The organism is Priestia sp. J2 (assembly GCF_020790095.1).
GTDB classification, from domain to species: Bacteria; Bacillota; Bacilli; order Bacillales; family Bacillaceae_H; genus Priestia; species Priestia zanthoxyli.
Window position 1 is genome coordinate 1120697 of record NZ_CP086208.1, and the last position, 19152, is coordinate 1139848.

Below are 19152 nucleotides of genomic sequence, written 5' to 3' on the forward strand. Positions count from 1 at the left end.
ATCCGTCAGTAAGCTGATGCTTGTGTTTTTGATTCCGCTCATGTTAAGTAACGCCATGCAGTCCGTTGGGCAGCTGGCGGGGAGTATTATTGTCGGAAGAGCGCTTGGAGTTGATGCGTTGGCCGCTATTTCCGCTTTTTTTCCTCTGTTTTTTCTGCTTGTGTCGTTTTCAATTGGAATTGGGTCAGGAAGTTCCATTTTAATCGGGCAAGCGTACGGGGCACAAAATGAAAAACGAGTCAAAGAAATTATCGGTACCACGCTCACGTTTACATTTTTAGTCGGAATTGTGCTTGCTGTTTTGGGAAGCATATTTGCTCCGGAGATTCTTCGGATTATGGGGACGCCCGCTAATATTATTGACGTAACGGTTCACTATGCGCGCATTTTGTTTGTGGCGATTCCTGTTTTGTTTTTATACTTTGTTTATACGACGTTTATGCGCGGAACCGGCGACTCCAAAACGCCTTTTTACTTTTTAGTTGTGAGTACGGTCTTAAACCTCATTTTTCTTCCAATTTTAATTTTTGGATGGATCGGAGTGCCAAAGCTTGGCGTGTACGGCGCTGCGTATGCAACCGTGTTTTCAACTGTATTAACGTTCATTATTATGATCATTTATTTACGCAAGAAAAATCATCCGTTAAAGTTTGACTCATCTATTTCATTAAAAATGGACGGAACGCTTTTAAAACTGCTTATGCGTTTAGGAATTCCCGCGAGTATCAATATGATTTTAGTTTCTCTTTCTGAAATTGCGGTCATTACATTTGTAAACGGATTTGGCTCAGACGCTACAGCGGCGTACGGAGCGGTGAACCAAGTAGCAAGCTATGTACAAATGCCGGCAATCAGCTTAGGAATTGCGGTTTCTATTTTTGCGGCGCAGTCGATTGGTGCCAATAAATTTGAGCGTTTAAAAGAAGTGATCCGCTCTGGAATTATGCTGAATTACGTTATTGGCAGCGTATTGATTTTACTTATTTATCTCTTTTCTAATCAAATTTTAGCTCTGTTTTTAACAAGTCAGCACACGCTCCATATCGCCGAAGAGCTGTTAGTGATCACGCTGTGGAGCTATTTGATTTTCGGTCATGCGCAAATTATTACCGCTACGATGCGAGCAAGCGGTACGGTGCTTTGGCCTACGGTATTTAGTATTATGGCTATTTGGTGTGTAGAAGTACCCGTAGCCTACGTGTTATCGCAGTTCACGTCTCTTGAAATCAAAGGGATTTGGATTGGATATCCAGCGGCGTTTGTTGTCAGCTTAATCCTGCAGTACAGCTATTATCAATTTGTATGGAAGAAAAAGAAAATTGAACGTCTTGTCGGATAAAAAACGAGCGGAAGCGCTCGTTTTTTATTTTTCCTAATTAAAACACCCTTAGCTAAGAGTTTTAATAGGATAGTGCATATAACTTTTTAATGAAAAGAGGGTATGACACTATGAGTAAATCTGGATTTGTGCCGGATAATTCAAATATCAAAAAAAGCTCAGGAACGCCTAATCTGTCAGTGAATTATAAGCAAAATGTCCTGTTCAAACGAAACGACCAAAATATAGCGTATCAACTAACCTCAACTCAGCTGCCTGCTATGCTCGGAGGTGCTTTTGTTGATTTATATATGACGAAAGGGCATATGAGAGAACCACACTGGCATCCAAATGCGTGGGAATTAGATGTCGTTGTTTCAGGTGAAGTGCAGGTGTCTATCTTGGACCCTGATACAAGCAGCATGCACAATTACCGAATAAAAGAAGGCGAAGTTGTTTTTATACCGATGGGCTGGTGGCATTGGATTGAACCGCTATCGGAAGAAGCGCATCTGCATCTCTTTTTTAACAATGATCAATTTGAATCTACAGAAGGATCCGACGTGCTGCGCTTAACGCCTCCGATTGTGTTTCAAAAAGCATACGGAGTAAGTGCAAGCGAAGTAGCAGAAGCCGTCGCTCCGATTACGGATACAGTTGTGATTGGACCGCCTAATAATCATTCTTTTTATCAAAAGAGCTATCTCAAAGATGAACGGGATGAAAGAATTGTGGTTAAAATAAATGAAAAAGTGGTGCCTGCTGAAGATGAGTAATATAAAAAACCATTGAGCCTGTGGTCAATGGTTTTTTCGTGAGGCGTCTTTTATAAAAACAGCTCTTCACGTTCTAAGTGCTTGTGCAGTCGCGTTGTGACTTGTTTTTGGTTCCATTCGTTTTGCGGAAACTGCTGCTTATCTACATGGGAAACTGCCGGTTTGTAGGTTTTTTGAATCCGTTTGATATCATTAAATGTTGCATTGGTTTCAATATGATCAGCCAGCGTAAATACAAGGGAATGCAGCTTTGTAACATTGGGAATCGTAGCTGCTTGACTGAAAATAGCTTTCGCTACAGATAGCTGTCTTTCATGGGCAGTAAAGATGTCTTGCTCATTACGCTCCTTTAAAAAAACAAGCGCTTCTTTTCCGTTAAGGCGAATGGATCCTTTTGGAAAAACAATGTTGCTATGTTCAAAAGCACGTTTGTTTGTGACGATAATGCCGCCTAATTTATCTACAGCATCGACGACTGACTGCTGATCCATTTTGACATAATAATCAACAGGAAGCTTTGCATATGCTTCAACTTTCTTTATAACAGCATTCATATTTCCTTGGTGATAAATAGTTCGCAGGGTTTCATTGCCGAGCTGAGTTGACCCTGGCAAGTGGGTCATCTTTATTGATTCATGCTGTTTATTAACAGTCATATACACAAATGACGTATTTTGATGGTTTTCTTGAATTAAAAGCAGGGAAAACGGTTGCCCTTTTTTCAAATTGACGTGTGTTTTGTTACCATGCTCAAGCGGTACATACGTTTGATCAACGGCAGCTTTCACCGTATGATAGCCTGCAAATGTGATGCTGACAAAACTGACGAGTAAAAATAGTACGAGACCGCCAATCCACTCTTTTTTTGCTTTGCTGCTCATCGTCTCACCTTTTTCTATCGAAGTCGTTCGTAGTATTGCCATCTTAAAAGGGGAGTAAAACAAATGAGCGCTATTTTTATTACTTATCTTGCTTTTTCTTGGCGTAGGTTTTGAGTTCTGTAATTAAGATTGCTTGTTCTTCCACATCGTTAAACGCTTCAATGCCATAAAGGTATTCAGTGTGCCGTTTTTCTTTCCACACGCAAAGTCCGGTAATATGGATGGGTTTTTCATTTAAATAAAAGCTGATTTTTAGCTGAATTTGATGGTTGAAAATAGGTAAATCAAGCGGCGTAATTATTTTGATTCCTTTTGGTGAAAGGTCGATAACAGACAAAGGACCTGGCTTAGAATCGATTTCTTTGTTGTCGTATTTAGCAATGGAAAACGTTCCAACAATGGGAGTCTCGAATAAAAAGCGAAACGGTTCTTCACGTTTAAAATGCATGTATCATCAGTCCTTTTCGTAATCTAAGTTTGTTAAGTAAGTATTCGATGAAAGTCTAAAAATTCCTACACGTTTTTCCCCATCCCCCATATAATGTTTATCGATGTAGAATATCTACCATGACCAAAGGGCGGCCATGGTAGATATTCTAGACCTAATCGTAGACGATCCCCCTTGCGGGGTTGATCGTCTACGATTAGGTGGACCTTTGTGGGAGTATTCGAGAGGTCTGAGGTAGTGGTTACTGTTTGTAAGTACTATTGTATTATTAAATAGTGGATACACTAGTAGGGCTTTTATAAAATAAGGGCATAATAACTTGCTTTTATAGTATCGGAAGTTTTGTTTGAAACTTTAAATAGAGAGGAAAAGGTTTTGAAAAAAGCGCTACGCTAGAGTTGGATTGTATGTTAAAATTAAACTTTGTGAAGTAGCTGTATTACAAGTCAGCGTTCCTTCAACTAATTAGGAGGTGAGATGAATGGGCACTGATGACCCCATTTCGATGAAGGTTACTGCAAAACAAGATAGGGGCAACAAAGGTGTATGTGTTCCTCTCATTTCAACGAAGGAAAATACTCCTTAATGCCTCAATGATGTGAGGTGAAAAATCAATGATTAAAACATACTTATATGATGATGAAACAAAAGAAATGGTAACGAATCTTGATTTAGGAGACGTGCATGAGAAATTGCGCAATCCTGATAATTTGCTGTGGATTGATCTGTATGATGTCCACGGACAAGAGCTTGCTCAAATTGCTAAATTATTCGATTTTCACCCATTGGCGATTGAAGACTGCTTACACGACAGTCCTCGCGCTAAAATGGATGATTACGAAGATTATAAATTTTTCGTTTTTCACGCGCTTCGCTATAACGAAGAAAGTGATGACGAGATTACGACGCTTGAGTTAAATGCCTTTGTCGGATCAAATTACGTAGTGACGATTCATAAACATAAAATGGGCTGGCTTCGCAAAATGGATGCCGTGTGCTCACGCTATCCAAAGTTTATGAACCGCGGCGCCGACTTTTTGCTATATGCTTTGATTGATGGCATCACGGACGAATATTTTCCGATTTTAGACCGAATTGACATGCGTATTGATGAATTAGAAGATGAAATCTACAACAAAGAAGTGCGCGGAGTGACGGAAGAGTTCTTGGCGTTAAAAAGAACGATTATCTTAATCCGTCGCGTTATTCTGCCTCAGCGCCGAATTTTCTTAACGGTTAATGGAAAGTGGAAATTCGACATACGAGAAGAAAATGTTCCTTTCTACATTGACCTGCTTGACCACTTGGAGCGTATTGTAGACTCTGCTGAAACATTTAGAGACCTCGTAAACAGTGCACTTGATACGTATTATTCTATTACCAATGCAACTTCATCTGAAAAGCTGAATGTCTTAACGTTAATTTCAACGATTATGCTTCCGCTAACGTTCGTAACCGGATTTTTTGGAATGAACGTACCAATTCCATATCAAAATTCCCACTGGGCTACTGCTGTTATTATTGTTATGTTAATTGTGTTAACGTGGGGAATGTGGAAATACTTTAAAAACAAACAGCTGTTATAACAAAAAAGGCACTTGGCCATAAGCCAAGCGCCTTTTTTCTTTATTTTGTCACTGTTTTTGTTGTTGCTTTACTCATATTGTTCGCTTTGTCTTTTGCGGTTACGCTTAAAACTGTTTTTTCTTTTTGCTTTTTAATTTTTACTGAGTATTGTCCTTTGCTGTTAGCAGCAGCAGAGCCAATGCTTTTTTTGTTTACTGTTACTGTTACGGTAGCATTTGCTTCTGCTTTACCCGTTACAGCCGTGCTTTTTGTTGTGACAGCATTTACGCTTGGTGCAGCAGGGGGTGTTTTATCGCTTACTTTTACAATCGTAGCTTTACTTGTGTTGTTAGCTGCGTCTGCTGCTGTTACGCTGATTGCTGTACCTGCTTTTTGTTTTTTAATGGCAATGCTGTACTGGCCTTTGGCATTGGCTTTTGCTTTGCCGATTTCTTTATTGTTCACTTTCGCTACAACGGACGCGTTTGCTTCTGTTGATCCTTTAATAGCCGTATCTGCGTCGCTGACTGGATTTACTTTAGGTGCATTTGGAGCAATAACGTCACGCACCGTTACTTTTACTTCTTCACTTTCTTGTTTTTGGCTATTTGTAGCCGTGATGTACAAGACTGTGTTTTCTTTTTGTTTTGGAATTTTTACTTTGAACGCGCCTTTTGCGTCAGCTTTTCCTGAAGCAATCACTTTTTTGGCGCTGTTTTTAACATTTACCGTAAAATTCGCTTTAGACGTTCCTGTTACATACTCATCTTTATTCGTTACGGCTTTTACGGCTGGTTTGGCAGGTGCTTTTTGAACAACTGCACGAATGCTTGTACTTGCTTTACCGTTTGTTACAACCACTTGTAAAACGGTATCAGCTTTTTGAGCTGGAATGTTCATAGAGAACGTATTTTTTGCATCAGCTTTGGCTGTGCCAAGTGTTTTTGAGCCGTTCATTACTTTAACAGTTGAACCGCTTTGAGCTTTACCTGTTACTGTTTTTTGCGTGCTGACAAATGTATTTACCTGCGCTTGCAGCTGCTGTGCACTTACCGCGCTGTACGCATTTAAACGTCCCCATCCTGATACGTAATCGTAGCCTGGAGCAGGAGGTTCTGCTGGACTTTCTTCGTCATCGTATACAGGAGCATCTTTTTCATCGAATTTAATATCTTTAGCTGTATCCGTTAGGCGTTTTTCAACGTCTTTTGGCTTTAAGCCTGGGTTTTGTGATAGCAATAATCCCGCAACGGCTGCCACGTGAGGTGTTGCCATTGATGTTCCGCTTAAATAAGTAACGTTTCCGTCTGGAACAAGACTTGGAATATCAGAGCCTGGAGCTGTAATATCTAATCCTTTTCCATAGTTTGAGTAGTCAGATACGATATCTAAACGGTTTGACGCGCCTACTGAAATCGCATAGGCAGATGAAGCTGGGTAAGAGAGCTCTTCCATACCGTCGTTTCCGCTTGCTGCTACAACCGTTACGTTATGGTCGTATGCATATTTTAATGAATATTCAAGCACGCGGCTGTAAGATCCGCCAAGGCTTAAGTTAATAACTTTTGCACCGTGATCAACCGCGTATTTAATACCGTACGCAATTTGTTCTGTATCTCCGCTTCCAGATGCGTCTAGAATTTTAACCGGTAAAATTTTCGCGTGAGAATTAATGCCGGCCATTGAATAGTTATTGTTTGCAGAGGCTGCGATAATACCTGCTACGTGAGTTCCGTGTCCGTTGTCATCAGTTGCATTCGACGAACGATCCACGTAGTTATAGCCTGTTTTTGTATCCACGACGCCTTTTAAATCAGCAAGTGATGAATCGACGCCCGTATCGGCAACAGCAATAACCGTATCTTTTAATTTTTGACCGTTTAGTAATTTTTCAAGCGATTCATATTGAATATCGGCATGTTGAGTACCGTCATTTTTACCCGTGTTGTTTAATGACCATTGATACGGATATTGTGAATCCATTGAAAGAGCATGGTACTCTTGAACCGGCTCGATAAATTCAGTTTCAGGAAGTGCCTGAATTTGTTTTGCCGTCATTTTACCTTGAGCAGACGACGTGCTGAAGCTTTTTCCATTGCTGTCATCTAATTGAATAACAAACATATTATCAAAAGAAGCAGCTGATTGTTTTAATGGATTAATAGACTCAATGCTTGCTGATTTTGACTGTGCTTTTATTTTAAATGATTTAGCATTTGCACCATCTTTTAATTTAACAATATAGCGAGTTTCCGCTTTTGTTGAAACGCTGTTTGCGCTGACTAATTTAGCTCTTACTAATACAGACGATACATTTAAGTCCGTAACGTCTTTTAATTTTGTCTGCGCTGCTACTTTTTCTAAATCTTTCTTTAAAGCAGCTGGAACGGATTTATAAGCGATGCTGTATAAATCATTGATTGCTTTTTGATCAGCACTTGTAATCATATATGTGCTTGATGCGCCGTTTTTCGCTACATCTGTAAATAGACCCTTTAGCTGAACTAAATCTTTGTATACTTGTTCGCGCATCGATTTATCGATGATCATTTTAGAGCTGATAAACGGAGCGGCTTTGTAGTAAAGAGAAGAAAGGTCTTTTCCGCTTGCTGTTTTTGAAAGCACAGCGTCACGAATCGTACGCAAATCTTTTAAAATACCTTTTCCGTTTTCTTTTTGGCTTGTACTTAATTCAGCCGGGCATTCTTCTTCCATCATTTGAGAAGGAGGAAGTGAAGCGCCTTCATAGCTGATTGTATATGGAACTTCTGTTTTTTCTTCCGGCTGTGGTTCTGGAGAAGTTGAACCATCTTCCGCATCTTCTTCAATCATGTCGTCTTCGCTTCCATAATACTCAACTTTCACATAATAAGGGCCAGTCCAAGCGATTGGAAAATCAAGCTGAGCAGGCTCATCTTTGTAGGAGTATCCCATATAACGGTCAAATGCCACGTTGTTTTTGGCATTTTCAAGGCTAGAGTAAACCGTGATGTTTACTTCATCATCACTTTGAAGCTTAATTCGGTAGTGTGAAAACTTTGCTACCTCTTGCTTAGAAGGATTAATTTTGTACCAATGTGTTTGTTCTGGTTCTGTAAATGTTCCTTTTGCTGCTTTACCAATGCTTAATGTTTTTTCATTAGCAGGAGGATTGCCTGCTGCTTGTGTTTTCAGTAAGCCTAATTGGCTAAAACACAAGGTGAACATTAAAGCAAAAGCAATAAAACGATAAATTGACCCTTTTTTCATGTTAAACCTCCAAAAAAATATAGTAAAAAACAGGAATTACATACCTATTAAACCATAAAGTTTAAAAACTTGTAAATAATTACTGTTGCTTATTTTAGTATTTTGTCAAGTTATTAATCTGGCATAAAAAATGGTGAGATAAGTCCTAGTTGCAAAAAGTAGAAAAAATTGGAATAATAAAGATTGAGCCTATTTATAAGAGGCGAAAGTACGCTGAAAAGGGAAGAAGGGAATGAGAAATATTTTTAAAAGCAGAATCTGTTGGAGAAAATCTGATCGGTTTCTTTTTACCTGTGTTTATAAAGAGGAAATCGGGCTATATAAATAAAGATTGGAAAAATTTTCAGTCTAATTAAGTTCATTTGTAGCATATAATACGAGCTGGATTTCTTTTATAATAAACAAAAGCAAAGAAAGAGCAAATGGTGAAAAGGAGTGAAAGAAGTTGTCAAATGTGATGCAACGACAGGAAAAACGAATGAAGTTTGATGCCGAACAGCTTGCACCCCTTGATATTGATAAAGAGACAAAGAAGTTGCTAACAGAGAAAGGATTGCCCAAAGAAGCTTCACCATTTCTAGAGTTCGTTTCATCCAAAGGCAAGCTAACAACGCTATGCGAAACATTTGAGTTATCATCTCGCTACCAGCACTATTGGTTTTTAGGAACAACAGGCGCTGGAGATCCAATTTGTCTTCATCAAAAAAACGGTTCGGTTGTGCTGCTCGATACGTCCAACGATGACTGCGAGCGCTTTGTTAATACAACTTTTCCGCAGTTTTTAGCATGCTTAGATGTGTTTGAAGAGCTAGTAGAAGAAACGATTCAAGCTAACGGAGAATCTGCATACTTAGAGAGACACATTCCTGCTGAGGTGCTGCAGCGATGCAAAAAACGTATGAATGAAATTGATGAAGCTTGCTTAGCCCCTTATTCTTTTTGGTTCAAAGAACTTTCTTTTTAATAATATAGTAGAAAAATAGACATGGCCGTTTTGGTCATGTCTATTTAGTTGTGGCTGCAGGGCTATTAATATAGATAGAATAAATAAAAATGATAGTATATAATGGATATAAATTCCTTTTTTTGAAGAGGGAGGAGGGTGTAAATGATTTCTTTATTTGGATTAATGGGTGCTTTCTTTGTGCTGCTTTTTGGTGCGTCGTATTTCTTCTATAGAAAGAACTCGCCCGTGCAGTATGGAATTTCACTTAGCAGCATACTAATAAGCATATTTCTATTTCTATATAGCATATTTGGAGTTGGCGGCTTTGAAGGAATGGGTCTTGGTGCTTTAGCGGTCGCTTTGTTCTTGGCGTCGATTCTGAGCTTGTTCGTCAGTGTTCTTTTTAATATCATAAATAGACATGGGAAAGGTGCTGTGTGAAATGGGAGAGATAACCTTTAGAGAAGCAGTGCGGGAAGATTTAGATCAAATTGTTGGAATGCTCGCTGATGATATGCTCGGAAGCAAACGAGAACGCTACGAATTACCGCTTCCAGACTGTTATGTGCAAGCATTTCAGGCAATTGATGCGGATCCAAACAATGAACTGATTGTCGCATGTAAAGATAGTGAAGTAATAGGTGTTCAACAAATAACCTTTACGCCCCACATTGCACGACAAGGCGGGTGGAGAGCCACGATTGAAGGAGTTCGAACCGCTTCGTCACAGCGCGGAAAAGGGGTTGGATATCAGCTGATTACATGGGCGATTGAACGAGCGAAAGAACGTAATTGTCAGTTAGTACAATTAACAACCGACAAGGAACGGTCAGAGGCTTTGCGTTTTTATCAAAAGCTTGGATTCACAGCTTCTCATGAAGGATTAAAGCTCCATTTGTAATTGGCTGTTAATGGTTGTATCCCCGTGGTAAGAATTTTTTGATTAAAATGAATTTTTTAGTTTAGTTCAATTGAAACGTGGTATACAGATAGTACAGAGCCGATAGAAATTTTTCTAAGGCTACTGTGAAAGGTAAATACTTAGCTTCATGAAGGGACTGGTTTAGTTTTGGAATACTTAACAGCAACTTCAGCAAACGTATTACCTCACATGAAAAGCAGATATTCTGATCTGACAATTGGCACTCTCGTTATGAACCGATATACGTAGCGAAAGGGCCTCACAAGGGCAAATGAACATGAAATAATTAGCATGATATGAAGGGAAGAACCTGCATCAGTTTTGATGCAGGTTCTTTTTTGTGAGATGCGGCAGGAAATCTTATACAAAACTTTGGCAGAAAGCTGTAGATAAAATTTATAGATATGGTAAACTATTTGAAATTGTGTCGGCATGAAAAAGGGAGGAGGAGTTCTATGGATACACGCGAGCTCTTTTATTACATTTATCAAAAGAGTGTCACAGCGGAAAAACATTATTTACCATGGGCACTTTCTATGCTGGAACATGAACAGGATTCTGTATCTCTTTCTATTTTAGCTTCTCTCCGTCCACCTTATAATCTCTTTGAAATAGAAGATTATTTTCAGCGTACTTTAAAAGAGCTTTCCTTATCGGAACCGAGTGAACAGGAATGTACAGATTACCTGATCTATACTAGGCTTCAAACAATTGTGCAGCATGAAGAGAGGGCGCTAACAGAAGCCGATCACTTATACACCATGTTCATTGAACTCGACTGTCCGAGGGAGTTAGTAGGTTGGCTTGAAATTAGTGATATGATAGATGACTATCAGTACGGAGACAATTATTCTAACATCACGGATGAAATCATACATACAACAATTATGAAAGAAGCTAAAAGCCAGCTGGAACATTACCGAAAAAAAATCTTTAAATGAATGCACTACGAAATTTCTTATAACTTATTTGACACCTAAGGTATAAAAGAGTATACTTATGTTAAACATAGTAATTATGTCGGATAAGTAGGTTATGGTGCTGTGAACAAGACTTCTACTGATAAAGAGGAGATCTAGTCCAAATCGTACAGTCCGACTTTGATGAGATGCTTTCAAGCATCTTTTTTTTGTGCAAAAAAACAGCCGCACGGGCTGTTATAGGGCAGTAATTCTTCCTTTGTAAGCATCAATCAACCGCTGGTTATGTTCATCTGAACCTTCCATGTTTCCGCTTAAAAAGACAGGAGGCGTGATGCCGCGGCTGAGCAGTTTTTGAATGGTTCTAGATAGGATATCGTTTAAGATAGCGCCTCCAATTACAGTAGAACCAGAAGCGAAGGAAATGTCTTGCTGATGAAGAAGAACGTCTCCTTTTGGAATATGATTATTAATAACAAGATCCACGACATCATGTAGGTATTTTCCGCTTTTATGTCGCGAAGCCCGGCTCGTGGCATAAGAAGGAGAGGTAAGCCCGATAACAAAGGCGCCTTTTTCTTTTGCAATTAAGGCCACGTCAATTGGAACGGGATTTACGCCCGACGTAGAAATCACAATCATGATATCGCCTGGTACGATATCTTCTTTTTCCATAAAGGTGGAGGCATAGTCGTTTTTACGCTCTAGCTGTGAAGAGCGCGAAGCTCCTTTATGAAGCATCAGTTCTTCTACAAAAATAGGATGAATCGGCGCAAGCCCTCCGGAACGGTAAAACACTTCTTCCGTTAAAATATGAGAATGACCGCACCCAAATAAATGAATGAGGTGATGAGAAGCTAATTGCTGTGAGATTTTCTCGGCTGCGGATTCCATTGCCTGCTGTTCATGCGCCTCCACTTTAGCAAGCAGTTTTGTTAGTTCCTGTAGATATAAACTAGACATAAAAAAACTCCTTAGTTAAGATCGTGTCATGTTAATCGTAAACTTATAGCGGTCTGCTCGGTACGAAGACTTCACCACTTCAAGCGGCGTGCCGTCTTGCAAATACGTATTTCTTTGAATCAATAGAACGGGTGAATATGAGCTGATTCCAAGATGCTTCACTTCGGTTTCAGAAGCTAAAATGGATTCTAACGTTTGATTGGCTTCGCCAATTTTCAGCCCGAGCTCTTCTTCAATATAGCGGTAGAGAGAGTCATTAACAATGGATTCCGTTAATCCTTTGACTAAGTTAGCGGATACATATACGCTTTCGAGCGCCATTGGCACGTCGTCAGCTAAACGAATACGCTTGATTTCATAAACAGGCGCATGAAGAGAAATTTGCAGCTGCTCGGCAATTTTTTCTGAAGCCGCAATGATTTCAAAACTTAGCAATTTACTGCTTGGCACCATTCCGCGCGCTTTCATATCTTCTGTAAAACTCGTTAATCCAACGAGCTGCTGCTCAAGTTTTTTTTCAGATACAAAGGTACCACGGCCTTTTTGACGATATAAATAACCGTCGTTTACTAAATTGTTAATTGCTTGGCGAACGGTCATTCTGCTGATTTCAAATCGTTCTGCAAACTCTCGTTCAGAAGGAAGCGAATCATTTGGTTTTAACTCTCCGTTTTCAATTTGTTTTTTTAACTGTTCTTCAATTTGATAATAAATCGGAAGAGGTGAGCTTTTATCAATCACGTGATTTCTCTCCTTTATGTAAACCCCCTCATCTAAAAGAGACGAGGAGGCTATAAATTAAACCATAGTCGATACTTTACTTAAAGCTTCTTGGTCCGCAATAATTGTAACACTGTGATGCTTCTTTAAAATAGAAGCAGGAAATTTTTCTGTGATTTCTCCGTTAAGCAGCTGATACATCGCTTCTGCTTTGGCTTCACCGGAGATAAGCAGTAAAATTTCTTTGCTTTTCATAATCGACTCAATTCCCATTGTAATAGCTTGAGTAGGCACTTCGTCAAGAGAATTAAAGTAGCGCGCATTCGCTTTTCGCGTTGACTCTTCTAATGTCACAATATGAGTAGGAGAGTTGAATGACGTACCAGGTTCGTTAAAGCCAATATGTCCGTTTTGGCCGATTCCAAGAATCTGAAGGTCAATGCCTCCGTGATTTTGAATCATCTCATCGTAGCGGCGGCATTCTTCTTCAGGCGTATCAGCTAGGCCATTAGGAACGTGCGTGTTGCTTACGTCAATATCAATGTGATTAAATAACGCATCTGCCATATAGTAGTGGTAGCTGTTTGGATCTTGCGGCTTCATTCCGACATATTCATCTAAGTTAAAGGAAGTAACTTGTTTGTAAGACGTGCCGTGCTCTTTATGATCTTGAATTAAACGATCATATAATCCTTTCGGCGTGCCTCCCGTTGCAAGTCCCAGATTCATATTTGGCTTTTCATGAAGTTTGCTAATCAGCATATCAGCTGCTTTTGCACTCATTTCACTGTAGTTTTTCACTTGGATGATATTCATTGTTAGTCCTCCTTTTGAAAGCTCAATGTGCCTCGGCAAAATGTCATTTCAACATCTAGGTTTTCATTTAACACCACGATATCCGCATCTTTTCCAATTTTGAGGCTTCCTTTTGTATCGAACAGATTAAGCTGTTTTGCTGGGTTTTCAGCAGTCATTTTTACGATGTCTTCTAATGAGCAGTTCGTAAAGCTCATCGTGTTTTTAATTGCATCGTTCATCTTTAAGATGCTTCCCGCTAATGTTCCATCTGCAAGGGTAGCCGTTGTGTCGTTTACGTGAACAGGCTGTCCTCCTAAATCATACGTACCGTTTTTTAGCCATTTGGCACGAAGAGAATCCGTGATAAGAATCATGCGTTCACTTGTGATTTGATCGTACGCAAGCTTGACCATTTCAGGTCGGCAGTGGATGCCGTCTGTAATCAGCTCTACAAATAATTCATTTCTCAAATAAGCGGCGCCCAATACGCCGGGCTCTCTATGGTGAAGACCGCGCATGCCGTTATATAAGTGCGTAATATGAGAAGCTCCTGCTTCAATAGCTTCACGGACTTGATCATATGTGCTGTCGGAGTGGCCAATAGAAGCGACGACGTTTGTTTCTTTTAGATAAGAAGTAAGCGCTAAGCCGTTTGGCTGCTCCGGAGCTAATGTAACAAGTTTAATATGTCCTCCGGCTGCTTTTTGCCACTCTTGAAACAGTGCTACATTCGGATCTTGAATGTGAGTAGGAGGCTGCGCGCCCGCACGTTTCGGTGAAATAAACGGACCTTCTAAGTGAATACCAACTACTTCAGCATCGGTGCTTGTTTGCTCTTCGATATAAGCGCCTGCGTTGCGAAGTGCTTTTTCAACCGCTTCATTCGACTGCGTCATAGTAGTTGCTAAAAAGCTTGTTGTACCTTCTTTTGGAAGCGTGCGCGCCATTGTTTTTAATGCTTCTGCCGTACCGTCCATAGCGTCCGCATTGTTAACGCCATGAATATGCACGTCAATGGCACCAGGAATAACTTTATAGGAAGGAGAAAGTTCAATTACATGGTCTTTCGTTTGACGTACGTATTGATGGATCTCTCCGATTTCAGTAATTTTCTGGTTCGTTAGTTTAATATACCCGTTTTTTAATGTCTGATTTTCACTATAAACGGTTACATTATAAATAATGATGGATGAATGTGTATCCATACATACACTCCTTTGCTCGTTGTATTGATTTAAGTGTAACGCTTTTTGGAATAGTTGTCTAGACCAGTTAACTCTTTTTGTGAACTAGAAAGTTTTGTAAGGGCTTTTAACGTTGATATAGAAAGGTTTTTAAAAAGAAAATTGGTATAGACAACTATATATTTTGTGTGCTAGTATGAGTCCATGCAGTAAAACCGCCTTTATTTCAGCTGATGATGTAATCATAGGCCGGGGTGAATGCGGTAACTTGTCATCCGATAAATATTGTTACGAAAATCCTTGCTCGTAACATCGGATTAAATACGTTATACAAAGGGGATAGAAACATGCTGAATTTTTTACAACGTATTGGTAAATCGCTTATGCTGCCAATCGCAGTATTACCTGCTGCGGCATTGCTTCTTCGTTTGGGTCAAAAGGACTTATTAGATATTCCATTTATGGCTCAAGCCGGAGATGCGATTTTTGCGAATTTAGCACTACTGTTTGCACTCGGAATTGCTGTAGGGCTTTCAAAAGATGGAAGCGGCGCAGCAGCACTTGCCGGAGTAGTTGGTTATTTTGTTTTAACAAAAGGGACTGTAGCTATTGATAAAGATATTAACATGGGTGTACTCGGAGGGATTGTCTCAGGGGTAACGGCTGGTTTACTATACAATCGTTTCTCAGCGATTAAGCTCCCAGAGTGGCTCGGCTTCTTTGCAGGAAAGCGGTTTGTACCGATTATTACTTCAGTTGTTATGCTTGCGCTCGCAGGAATCTTTGGTGTTATTTGGCCGCCGATTCAAGATCAAATTAACAACTTAGGAACGTGGATTACAGGAGCAGGAGCGCTTGGTGCAGGTATATACGGATTTTTAAACCGTCTACTAATTCCAATTGGACTGCATCACGTGTTAAACAGCTTAGTATGGTTTGTGTTCGGAGACTATCACGGCGTAACGGGAGATTTGAATCGCTTCTTTAAAGGAGATCCAACGGCAGGAACATTCATGTCTGGATTCTTCCCGGTTATGATGTTTGGTTTACCGGCAGCTGCGCTTGCGATGATTGCAGCAGCTAAAAAAGAAAAGCGCAAACAAGTCAGCGGTATGTTAATTGGACTTGCTGTTACATCTTTTTTAACAGGAATTACGGAACCAATTGAATTTTTATTTATGTTCGTAGCACCGCTATTATACGTTATTCATGCCGTTTTAACAGGAATTTCGATGGCTTTAGCCGTTGCACTTGGTATTCACGCTGGATTTGGATTTTCAGCGGGGGCCATTGATTTCTTCTTAAACTATGGAATTTCACAAAAACCGCTGCTGTTAGCGGGAATTGGAATTGTATATGCAGTCATTTACTTTGTCATTTTCTATACGCTGATCAAAGCATTAAATTTAAAAACACCGGGACGTGAAGATGATGAAGAAGTAGACACATCAAACGAAACGGTTGTGGCAACAGGCGATAAATATGTGGATATGGCGTCTTATTTTATTGAAGATTTAGGCGGAAAAGAAAACTTAACCGTAATTGATAACTGTGCGACTCGTCTTCGCTTACAAGTAGCTGATGCCGGCAACATTAACGAATCTGCCTTAAAGCGTCACGGAGCGAGAGGAATCATGAAGCTCAGCAAAACAAATGTTCAAGTCATTGTCGGAACAGAAGTAGAGTTTGTTGCAGACGCAATGAATCAATTAGTTAAATACGGTACAGCGTCAACCGCTGCACCTGTTGAACAACAGGCTGTTCAAACAGATGCACACACAGAGTTTGTGTTACCGTTTGAAGGCGTTGTAAAGCCGCTTAGTGAAGTGGAAGATCAAGTGTTTTCACAAAAGATGATGGGCGACGGCTTTGCGATTGAACCGATTGAAGGAACGCTCGTATCACCGATTAACGGTGAAGTCATGACCGTGTTCCCAACAAAACATGCGATTGGCTTAAAAACAGCAGAAGGAATTGAAATCCTGATTCACGTTGGATTAGATACCGTGAATTTAAAAGGAGAAGGATTCGAAGCGCTTGTTCAAGAAGGTGACAGCGTTCAACAAGGAACACCGCTTTTACAGGTGGATTTAGAGTATGTTAAAAAGCATGCACCGTCTATTGTGACACCGGTTGTATTTACCAACTTGCCAGCGGATAAAGAAGTGAAGCTGTTAAAAACAGGCTACCAAAAGCAAGGTACAAAAGACGTTATTACATTTTAATAAAAAGGCTGGAACAAACCTGTTCTAGTTAAAAGAAGATCCGAACGATGAAGCGTTCGGATCTTTTTATTGTGATGGTGAACGTAGATTTAATCTATTTAGTTACGTTTCAATCTCTTTTTTCTTTTCTTCATAATTGAGAGAATTTTGTGTTAAAATTTAGTGTGTTTGATACAGCTAGTGTGGAGCGGAGAGGAAGTAGAACAAATGAAAAAAGAAACGGCATTATTCGCAGTAAAGGTGACAGCATGTTTATTATAGGAGCCTTGGTAAATGGATTAGCGATTGTTGTAGGAACATTAATGGGCAAGCTTGCTCACCGCATTCCTGAGAAAGTAAGCGTGACGGTGATGCAAGTGATGGGGTTATCCGTTATCACCCTTGGTTTGCAAATGGGCTTTAAAAGTCATCAGTTTTTAATTGTAATTTTGAGCTTAGCCATTGGAGCGGTTATTGGTGAGTTCATTGATTTAGATGAAAAGCTAAACCTTTTAGGCAATATGATTGAACGAAAATTTCAATCTCAGCAAAACGACAAGCAAACATTTAGTATGTCACAGGGCTTTGTGACAGGAACGTTGATCTTTGTTATTGGAGCGATGGCGATTGTCGGGGCATTAGACAGCGGAATACGCGGTGATCACAGCGTATTGTTTACAAAAGCGGTGATGGATGGATTTATCTCATTATTATTAACGACTACGCTTGGAATAGGCGTCATTTTCTCAGCGGTGCCGGTGTTTCTGTACGAAGGCATCATTGCGCTATTTGCCACGCAAATTAATGCGGTTGTGCCGCAAGATTTAATGAATAGTATCATTGCCGAAGTCACAGGAGTAGGCGGCGTGTTAATTTTAGCAATTGGAATTAATCTATTAGAAATTATTAAAATTAAAGTTGCGAATTTACTGCCTTCGATTTTAATTGCGGTTGTGATTGTAGTTGTACAGCATACATATTTTTTATGAAGAAAAAGCTTGTGGATAGCATTCGCAAGCTTTTTTGTATCTATATGAGCAAAAGTTAAGGGAGTAGCAGGTATAAAGTGATACGTGGATAATGGTATAGAATGAACAGAAAAACAAAAAGGAGGGTAAAAATGCCGAGTCCTGTTTTCAACAAAATGAATACGGTATTTATCCACGTATCTCATTTAAAAACTTCAGTAAAATGGTATAGCGAGTTATTGAATCAAGAATACAAGATGAGCGAGGTGAAGAACCCCGTTTATAATCTTAAAATTGATGGAGAAACAGGGTTAACACTAGACGCGGGTCCTGAAGGAACAGAAAAACAAATAGTGGCTAGTCTCCATCCAATTTTTAATTTCCATACGGAAGATATTAAAGAAGCCTATGAATTTGTTAAAGGGATGGACTATACGATTGATTCTCCGATTACTTCTTTTGAGGCTTTTTCGTTTTTTACGATAAAAGATCCGGATGGACATGTGGTCATGATTTGTACAGGATAAGTCGTTAGCTCCAGAAGTTTAAGGTATAGTATACTAATAATAAAACCCTAATGATATGAAGTAAGGAGAAATACTGCTTATGAAAGACAATCAACAGATTACAGCTCTTATTGCTGCACAAGTGGAGAAGTTAGCACGTCAATTTGGCTATGACTTTTTATCTGAAAAACAAGGGAATCAAACGCTTTGTCAAATTCTTCAGCGAGATGAAGACGGATCTATTTTGGCAACGCCGCTTAGTTTTCATTTACATATGAATGAAGACAAAGGAACGGGAGATATTATTTACTACCACGAACAAGGGGAATTTAAGCGTCAGCAAGTGAATGTATATGAAGAAAACAGCCTTGTGAACGTTTTGTTATTTATCCAAGAGCGGTTGAAAGTCAATCGATAAAAGACATATGCAAGAAAAAAAGCAGGGAGCTCCCTGCTTTTTTCTATGAATTGATATAGCGTAGTCCTACGCGATTATTAAAAATTTGGTTGTGATTTTTGAAGACAAAAGCACCTGCTGCGTGATCGATCACCAGCTCATTGTCGTACACTTCTTCCATGTCATCGTCAACAATAAACTCTAAGTCTTCAACCGTTACAACTTTTTCATAGGGTTGAAGGCTGCGCTTTGAGATGATCTTCATTTCATAAATCGTATTAACAATATCGCAGCTCCCCCGATCAAAAGAAAGCTGAATCATTTGATTTTGTTCTACGTTCTGCAACGCTTCTTTTGCAGAAGGAGTGACGCGTATATTCATAAAT

General features: G+C 39.6%; 19 protein-coding genes. 11 read left to right on the forward strand and 8 right to left on the reverse strand.

Annotated features, from left to right (window positions below):
• Positions 1-16: 16 nt before the first annotated feature.
• Both LJY09_RS05720 and LJY09_RS05725 read left to right on the forward strand, forming a co-directional pair.
• Positions 17-1339 (forward strand): MATE family efflux transporter, encoded by a 1323-nt coding sequence (locus tag LJY09_RS05720; RefSeq protein WP_205689713.1) that lies wholly within the window; start codon positions 17-19, stop codon positions 1337-1339.
• A gap of 110 nt (positions 1340-1449) precedes the next feature.
• Positions 1450-2094 carry a cupin domain-containing protein gene (locus LJY09_RS05725; RefSeq protein ID WP_228307587.1) on the forward strand — a complete coding sequence of 215 codons (645 nt, stop codon included), beginning with the start codon at positions 1450-1452 and terminating at the stop codon, positions 2092-2094.
• Positions 2095-2144: 50 nt separating this feature from the next.
• Here LJY09_RS05725 and LJY09_RS05730 read toward each other — a convergent pair whose 3' ends face one another.
• The gene (locus tag LJY09_RS05730; protein ID WP_224979952.1) at positions 2145-2975 is read right to left on the reverse strand and encodes an LCP family glycopolymer transferase; all 831 of its coding nucleotides are present in this window, start codon (positions 2973-2975) and stop codon (positions 2145-2147) included.
• A 79-nt stretch (positions 2976-3054) separates the two neighbouring features.
• Complete coding sequence (locus LJY09_RS05735) at positions 3055-3423, reverse strand: PilZ domain-containing protein (protein WP_115653295.1); 369 nt, start codon at positions 3421-3423, stop codon at positions 3055-3057.
• 614 nt (positions 3424-4037) lie between these two features.
• On the opposite strand from LJY09_RS05735, the gene corA reads away from it, so the two are divergent.
• Positions 4038-5009, forward strand: coding sequence for a magnesium/cobalt transporter CorA (gene corA, locus LJY09_RS05740; RefSeq protein WP_013055874.1), 972 nt, complete (start codon positions 4038-4040; stop codon positions 5007-5009).
• A 40-nt stretch (positions 5010-5049) separates the two neighbouring features.
• On the opposite strand, the gene LJY09_RS05745 is transcribed toward corA, so the two are convergent.
• Positions 5050-8238, reverse strand: a complete 3189-nt coding sequence (locus LJY09_RS05745; protein ID WP_155010312.1) for a S8 family peptidase — start codon at positions 8236-8238, stop codon at positions 5050-5052.
• Between the two features lie 454 nt (positions 8239-8692).
• Between LJY09_RS05745 and LJY09_RS05750 the strand changes: the two genes are divergently transcribed.
• From LJY09_RS05750 to LJY09_RS05765, 4 genes are all read left to right on the forward strand, one after another.
• Positions 8693-9202 (forward strand): SUKH-4 family immunity protein, encoded by a 510-nt coding sequence (locus LJY09_RS05750; RefSeq protein WP_223546654.1) that lies wholly within the window; start codon positions 8693-8695, stop codon positions 9200-9202.
• A 144-nt stretch (positions 9203-9346) separates the two neighbouring features.
• Positions 9347-9625 (forward strand): YesK-like family protein, encoded by a 279-nt coding sequence (locus LJY09_RS05755; protein WP_228307589.1) that lies wholly within the window; start codon positions 9347-9349, stop codon positions 9623-9625.
• Between the two features lies 1 nt (position 9626).
• Entirely contained in the window at positions 9627-10085 is a 459-nt protein-coding gene (locus tag LJY09_RS05760; protein ID WP_013055878.1) for a GNAT family N-acetyltransferase, read from the forward strand.
• A 476-nt stretch (positions 10086-10561) separates the two neighbouring features.
• A complete protein-coding gene (locus LJY09_RS05765; RefSeq protein WP_228307590.1) occupies positions 10562-11047 on the forward strand; it encodes a hypothetical protein in 486 nt (161 codons plus the stop codon).
• 216 nt (positions 11048-11263) lie between these two features.
• On the opposite strand, the gene LJY09_RS05770 is transcribed toward LJY09_RS05765, so the two are convergent.
• From LJY09_RS05770 to nagA, 4 genes are read right to left on the reverse strand one after another with little or no spacing between them, the layout of a single operon-like run.
• Positions 11264-11989 (reverse strand): SIS domain-containing protein, encoded by a 726-nt coding sequence (locus LJY09_RS05770; RefSeq protein ID WP_014461150.1) that lies wholly within the window; start codon positions 11987-11989, stop codon positions 11264-11266.
• A gap of 15 nt (positions 11990-12004) precedes the next feature.
• Positions 12005-12730 carry a GntR family transcriptional regulator gene (locus LJY09_RS05775; protein WP_013055880.1) on the reverse strand — a complete coding sequence of 242 codons (726 nt, stop codon included), beginning with the start codon at positions 12728-12730 and terminating at the stop codon, positions 12005-12007.
• 57 nt (positions 12731-12787) lie between these two features.
• Complete coding sequence (gene nagB, locus LJY09_RS05780; protein ID WP_228307592.1) at positions 12788-13525, reverse strand: glucosamine-6-phosphate deaminase; 738 nt, start codon at positions 13523-13525, stop codon at positions 12788-12790.
• Positions 13526-13527: 2 nt separating this feature from the next.
• Positions 13528-14712, reverse strand: coding sequence for an N-acetylglucosamine-6-phosphate deacetylase (nagA, locus tag LJY09_RS05785; protein WP_228307594.1), 1185 nt, complete (start codon positions 14710-14712; stop codon positions 13528-13530).
• A gap of 326 nt (positions 14713-15038) precedes the next feature.
• On the opposite strand from nagA, the gene nagE reads away from it, so the two are divergent.
• From nagE to LJY09_RS05805, 4 genes are all read left to right on the forward strand, one after another.
• Positions 15039-16916 (forward strand): N-acetylglucosamine-specific PTS transporter subunit IIBC, encoded by a 1878-nt coding sequence (gene nagE, locus LJY09_RS05790; protein WP_115653303.1) that lies wholly within the window; start codon positions 15039-15041, stop codon positions 16914-16916.
• A 248-nt stretch (positions 16917-17164) separates the two neighbouring features.
• Positions 17165-17884 (forward strand): DUF554 domain-containing protein, encoded by a 720-nt coding sequence (locus tag LJY09_RS05795; protein ID WP_033579488.1) that lies wholly within the window; start codon positions 17165-17167, stop codon positions 17882-17884.
• A gap of 131 nt (positions 17885-18015) precedes the next feature.
• A complete protein-coding gene (locus tag LJY09_RS05800; protein ID WP_228307595.1) occupies positions 18016-18390 on the forward strand; it encodes a VOC family protein in 375 nt (124 codons plus the stop codon).
• Positions 18391-18469: 79 nt separating this feature from the next.
• A complete protein-coding gene (locus tag LJY09_RS05805) occupies positions 18470-18787 on the forward strand; it encodes a hypothetical protein (RefSeq protein ID WP_013082157.1) in 318 nt (105 codons plus the stop codon).
• Positions 18788-18830: 43 nt separating this feature from the next.
• Here the strand turns inward: LJY09_RS05805 and LJY09_RS05810 are convergent, their stop codons facing one another.
• Entirely contained in the window at positions 18831-19148 is a 318-nt protein-coding gene (locus LJY09_RS05810; RefSeq protein WP_013055888.1) for an iron-sulfur cluster biosynthesis family protein, read from the reverse strand.
• Positions 19149-19152: the final 4 nt, after the last annotated feature.

Coding starts and splice junctions, on each gene's coding strand:
- LJY09_RS05720 (WP_205689713.1), top strand. CDS start 17: ATGCTTGTGTTTTTGATTCCGCTCATGTTAAGTAACGCCATGCAGTCC.
- LJY09_RS05725 (WP_228307587.1), top strand. CDS start 1,450: ATGAGTAAATCTGGATTTGTGCCGGATAATTCAAATATCAAAAAAAGC.
- LJY09_RS05730 (WP_224979952.1), bottom strand. CDS start 2,975: ATGAGCAGCAAAGCAAAAAAAGAGTGGATTGGCGGTCTCGTACTATTT.
- LJY09_RS05735 (WP_115653295.1), bottom strand. CDS start 3,423: ATGCATTTTAAACGTGAAGAACCGTTTCGCTTTTTATTCGAGACTCCC.
- corA (WP_013055874.1), top strand. CDS start 4,038: ATGATTAAAACATACTTATATGATGATGAAACAAAAGAAATGGTAACG.
- LJY09_RS05745 (WP_155010312.1), bottom strand. CDS start 8,238: ATGAAAAAAGGGTCAATTTATCGTTTTATTGCTTTTGCTTTAATGTTC.
- LJY09_RS05755 (WP_228307589.1), top strand. CDS start 9,347: ATGATTTCTTTATTTGGATTAATGGGTGCTTTCTTTGTGCTGCTTTTT.
- LJY09_RS05760 (WP_013055878.1), top strand. CDS start 9,627: ATGGGAGAGATAACCTTTAGAGAAGCAGTGCGGGAAGATTTAGATCAA.
- LJY09_RS05765 (WP_228307590.1), top strand. CDS start 10,562: ATGGATACACGCGAGCTCTTTTATTACATTTATCAAAAGAGTGTCACA.
- LJY09_RS05770 (WP_014461150.1), bottom strand. CDS start 11,989: ATGTCTAGTTTATATCTACAGGAACTAACAAAACTGCTTGCTAAAGTG.
- nagB (WP_228307592.1), bottom strand. CDS start 13,525: ATGAATATCATCCAAGTGAAAAACTACAGTGAAATGAGTGCAAAAGCA.
- nagA (WP_228307594.1), bottom strand. CDS start 14,712: ATGGATACACATTCATCCATCATTATTTATAATGTAACCGTTTATAGT.
- nagE (WP_115653303.1), top strand. CDS start 15,039: ATGCTGAATTTTTTACAACGTATTGGTAAATCGCTTATGCTGCCAATC.
- LJY09_RS05795 (WP_033579488.1), top strand. CDS start 17,165: ATGTTTATTATAGGAGCCTTGGTAAATGGATTAGCGATTGTTGTAGGA.
- LJY09_RS05800 (WP_228307595.1), top strand. CDS start 18,016: ATGCCGAGTCCTGTTTTCAACAAAATGAATACGGTATTTATCCACGTA.
- LJY09_RS05805 (WP_013082157.1), top strand. CDS start 18,470: ATGAAAGACAATCAACAGATTACAGCTCTTATTGCTGCACAAGTGGAG.
- LJY09_RS05810 (WP_013055888.1), bottom strand. CDS start 19,148: ATGAATATACGCGTCACTCCTTCTGCAAAAGAAGCGTTGCAGAACGTA.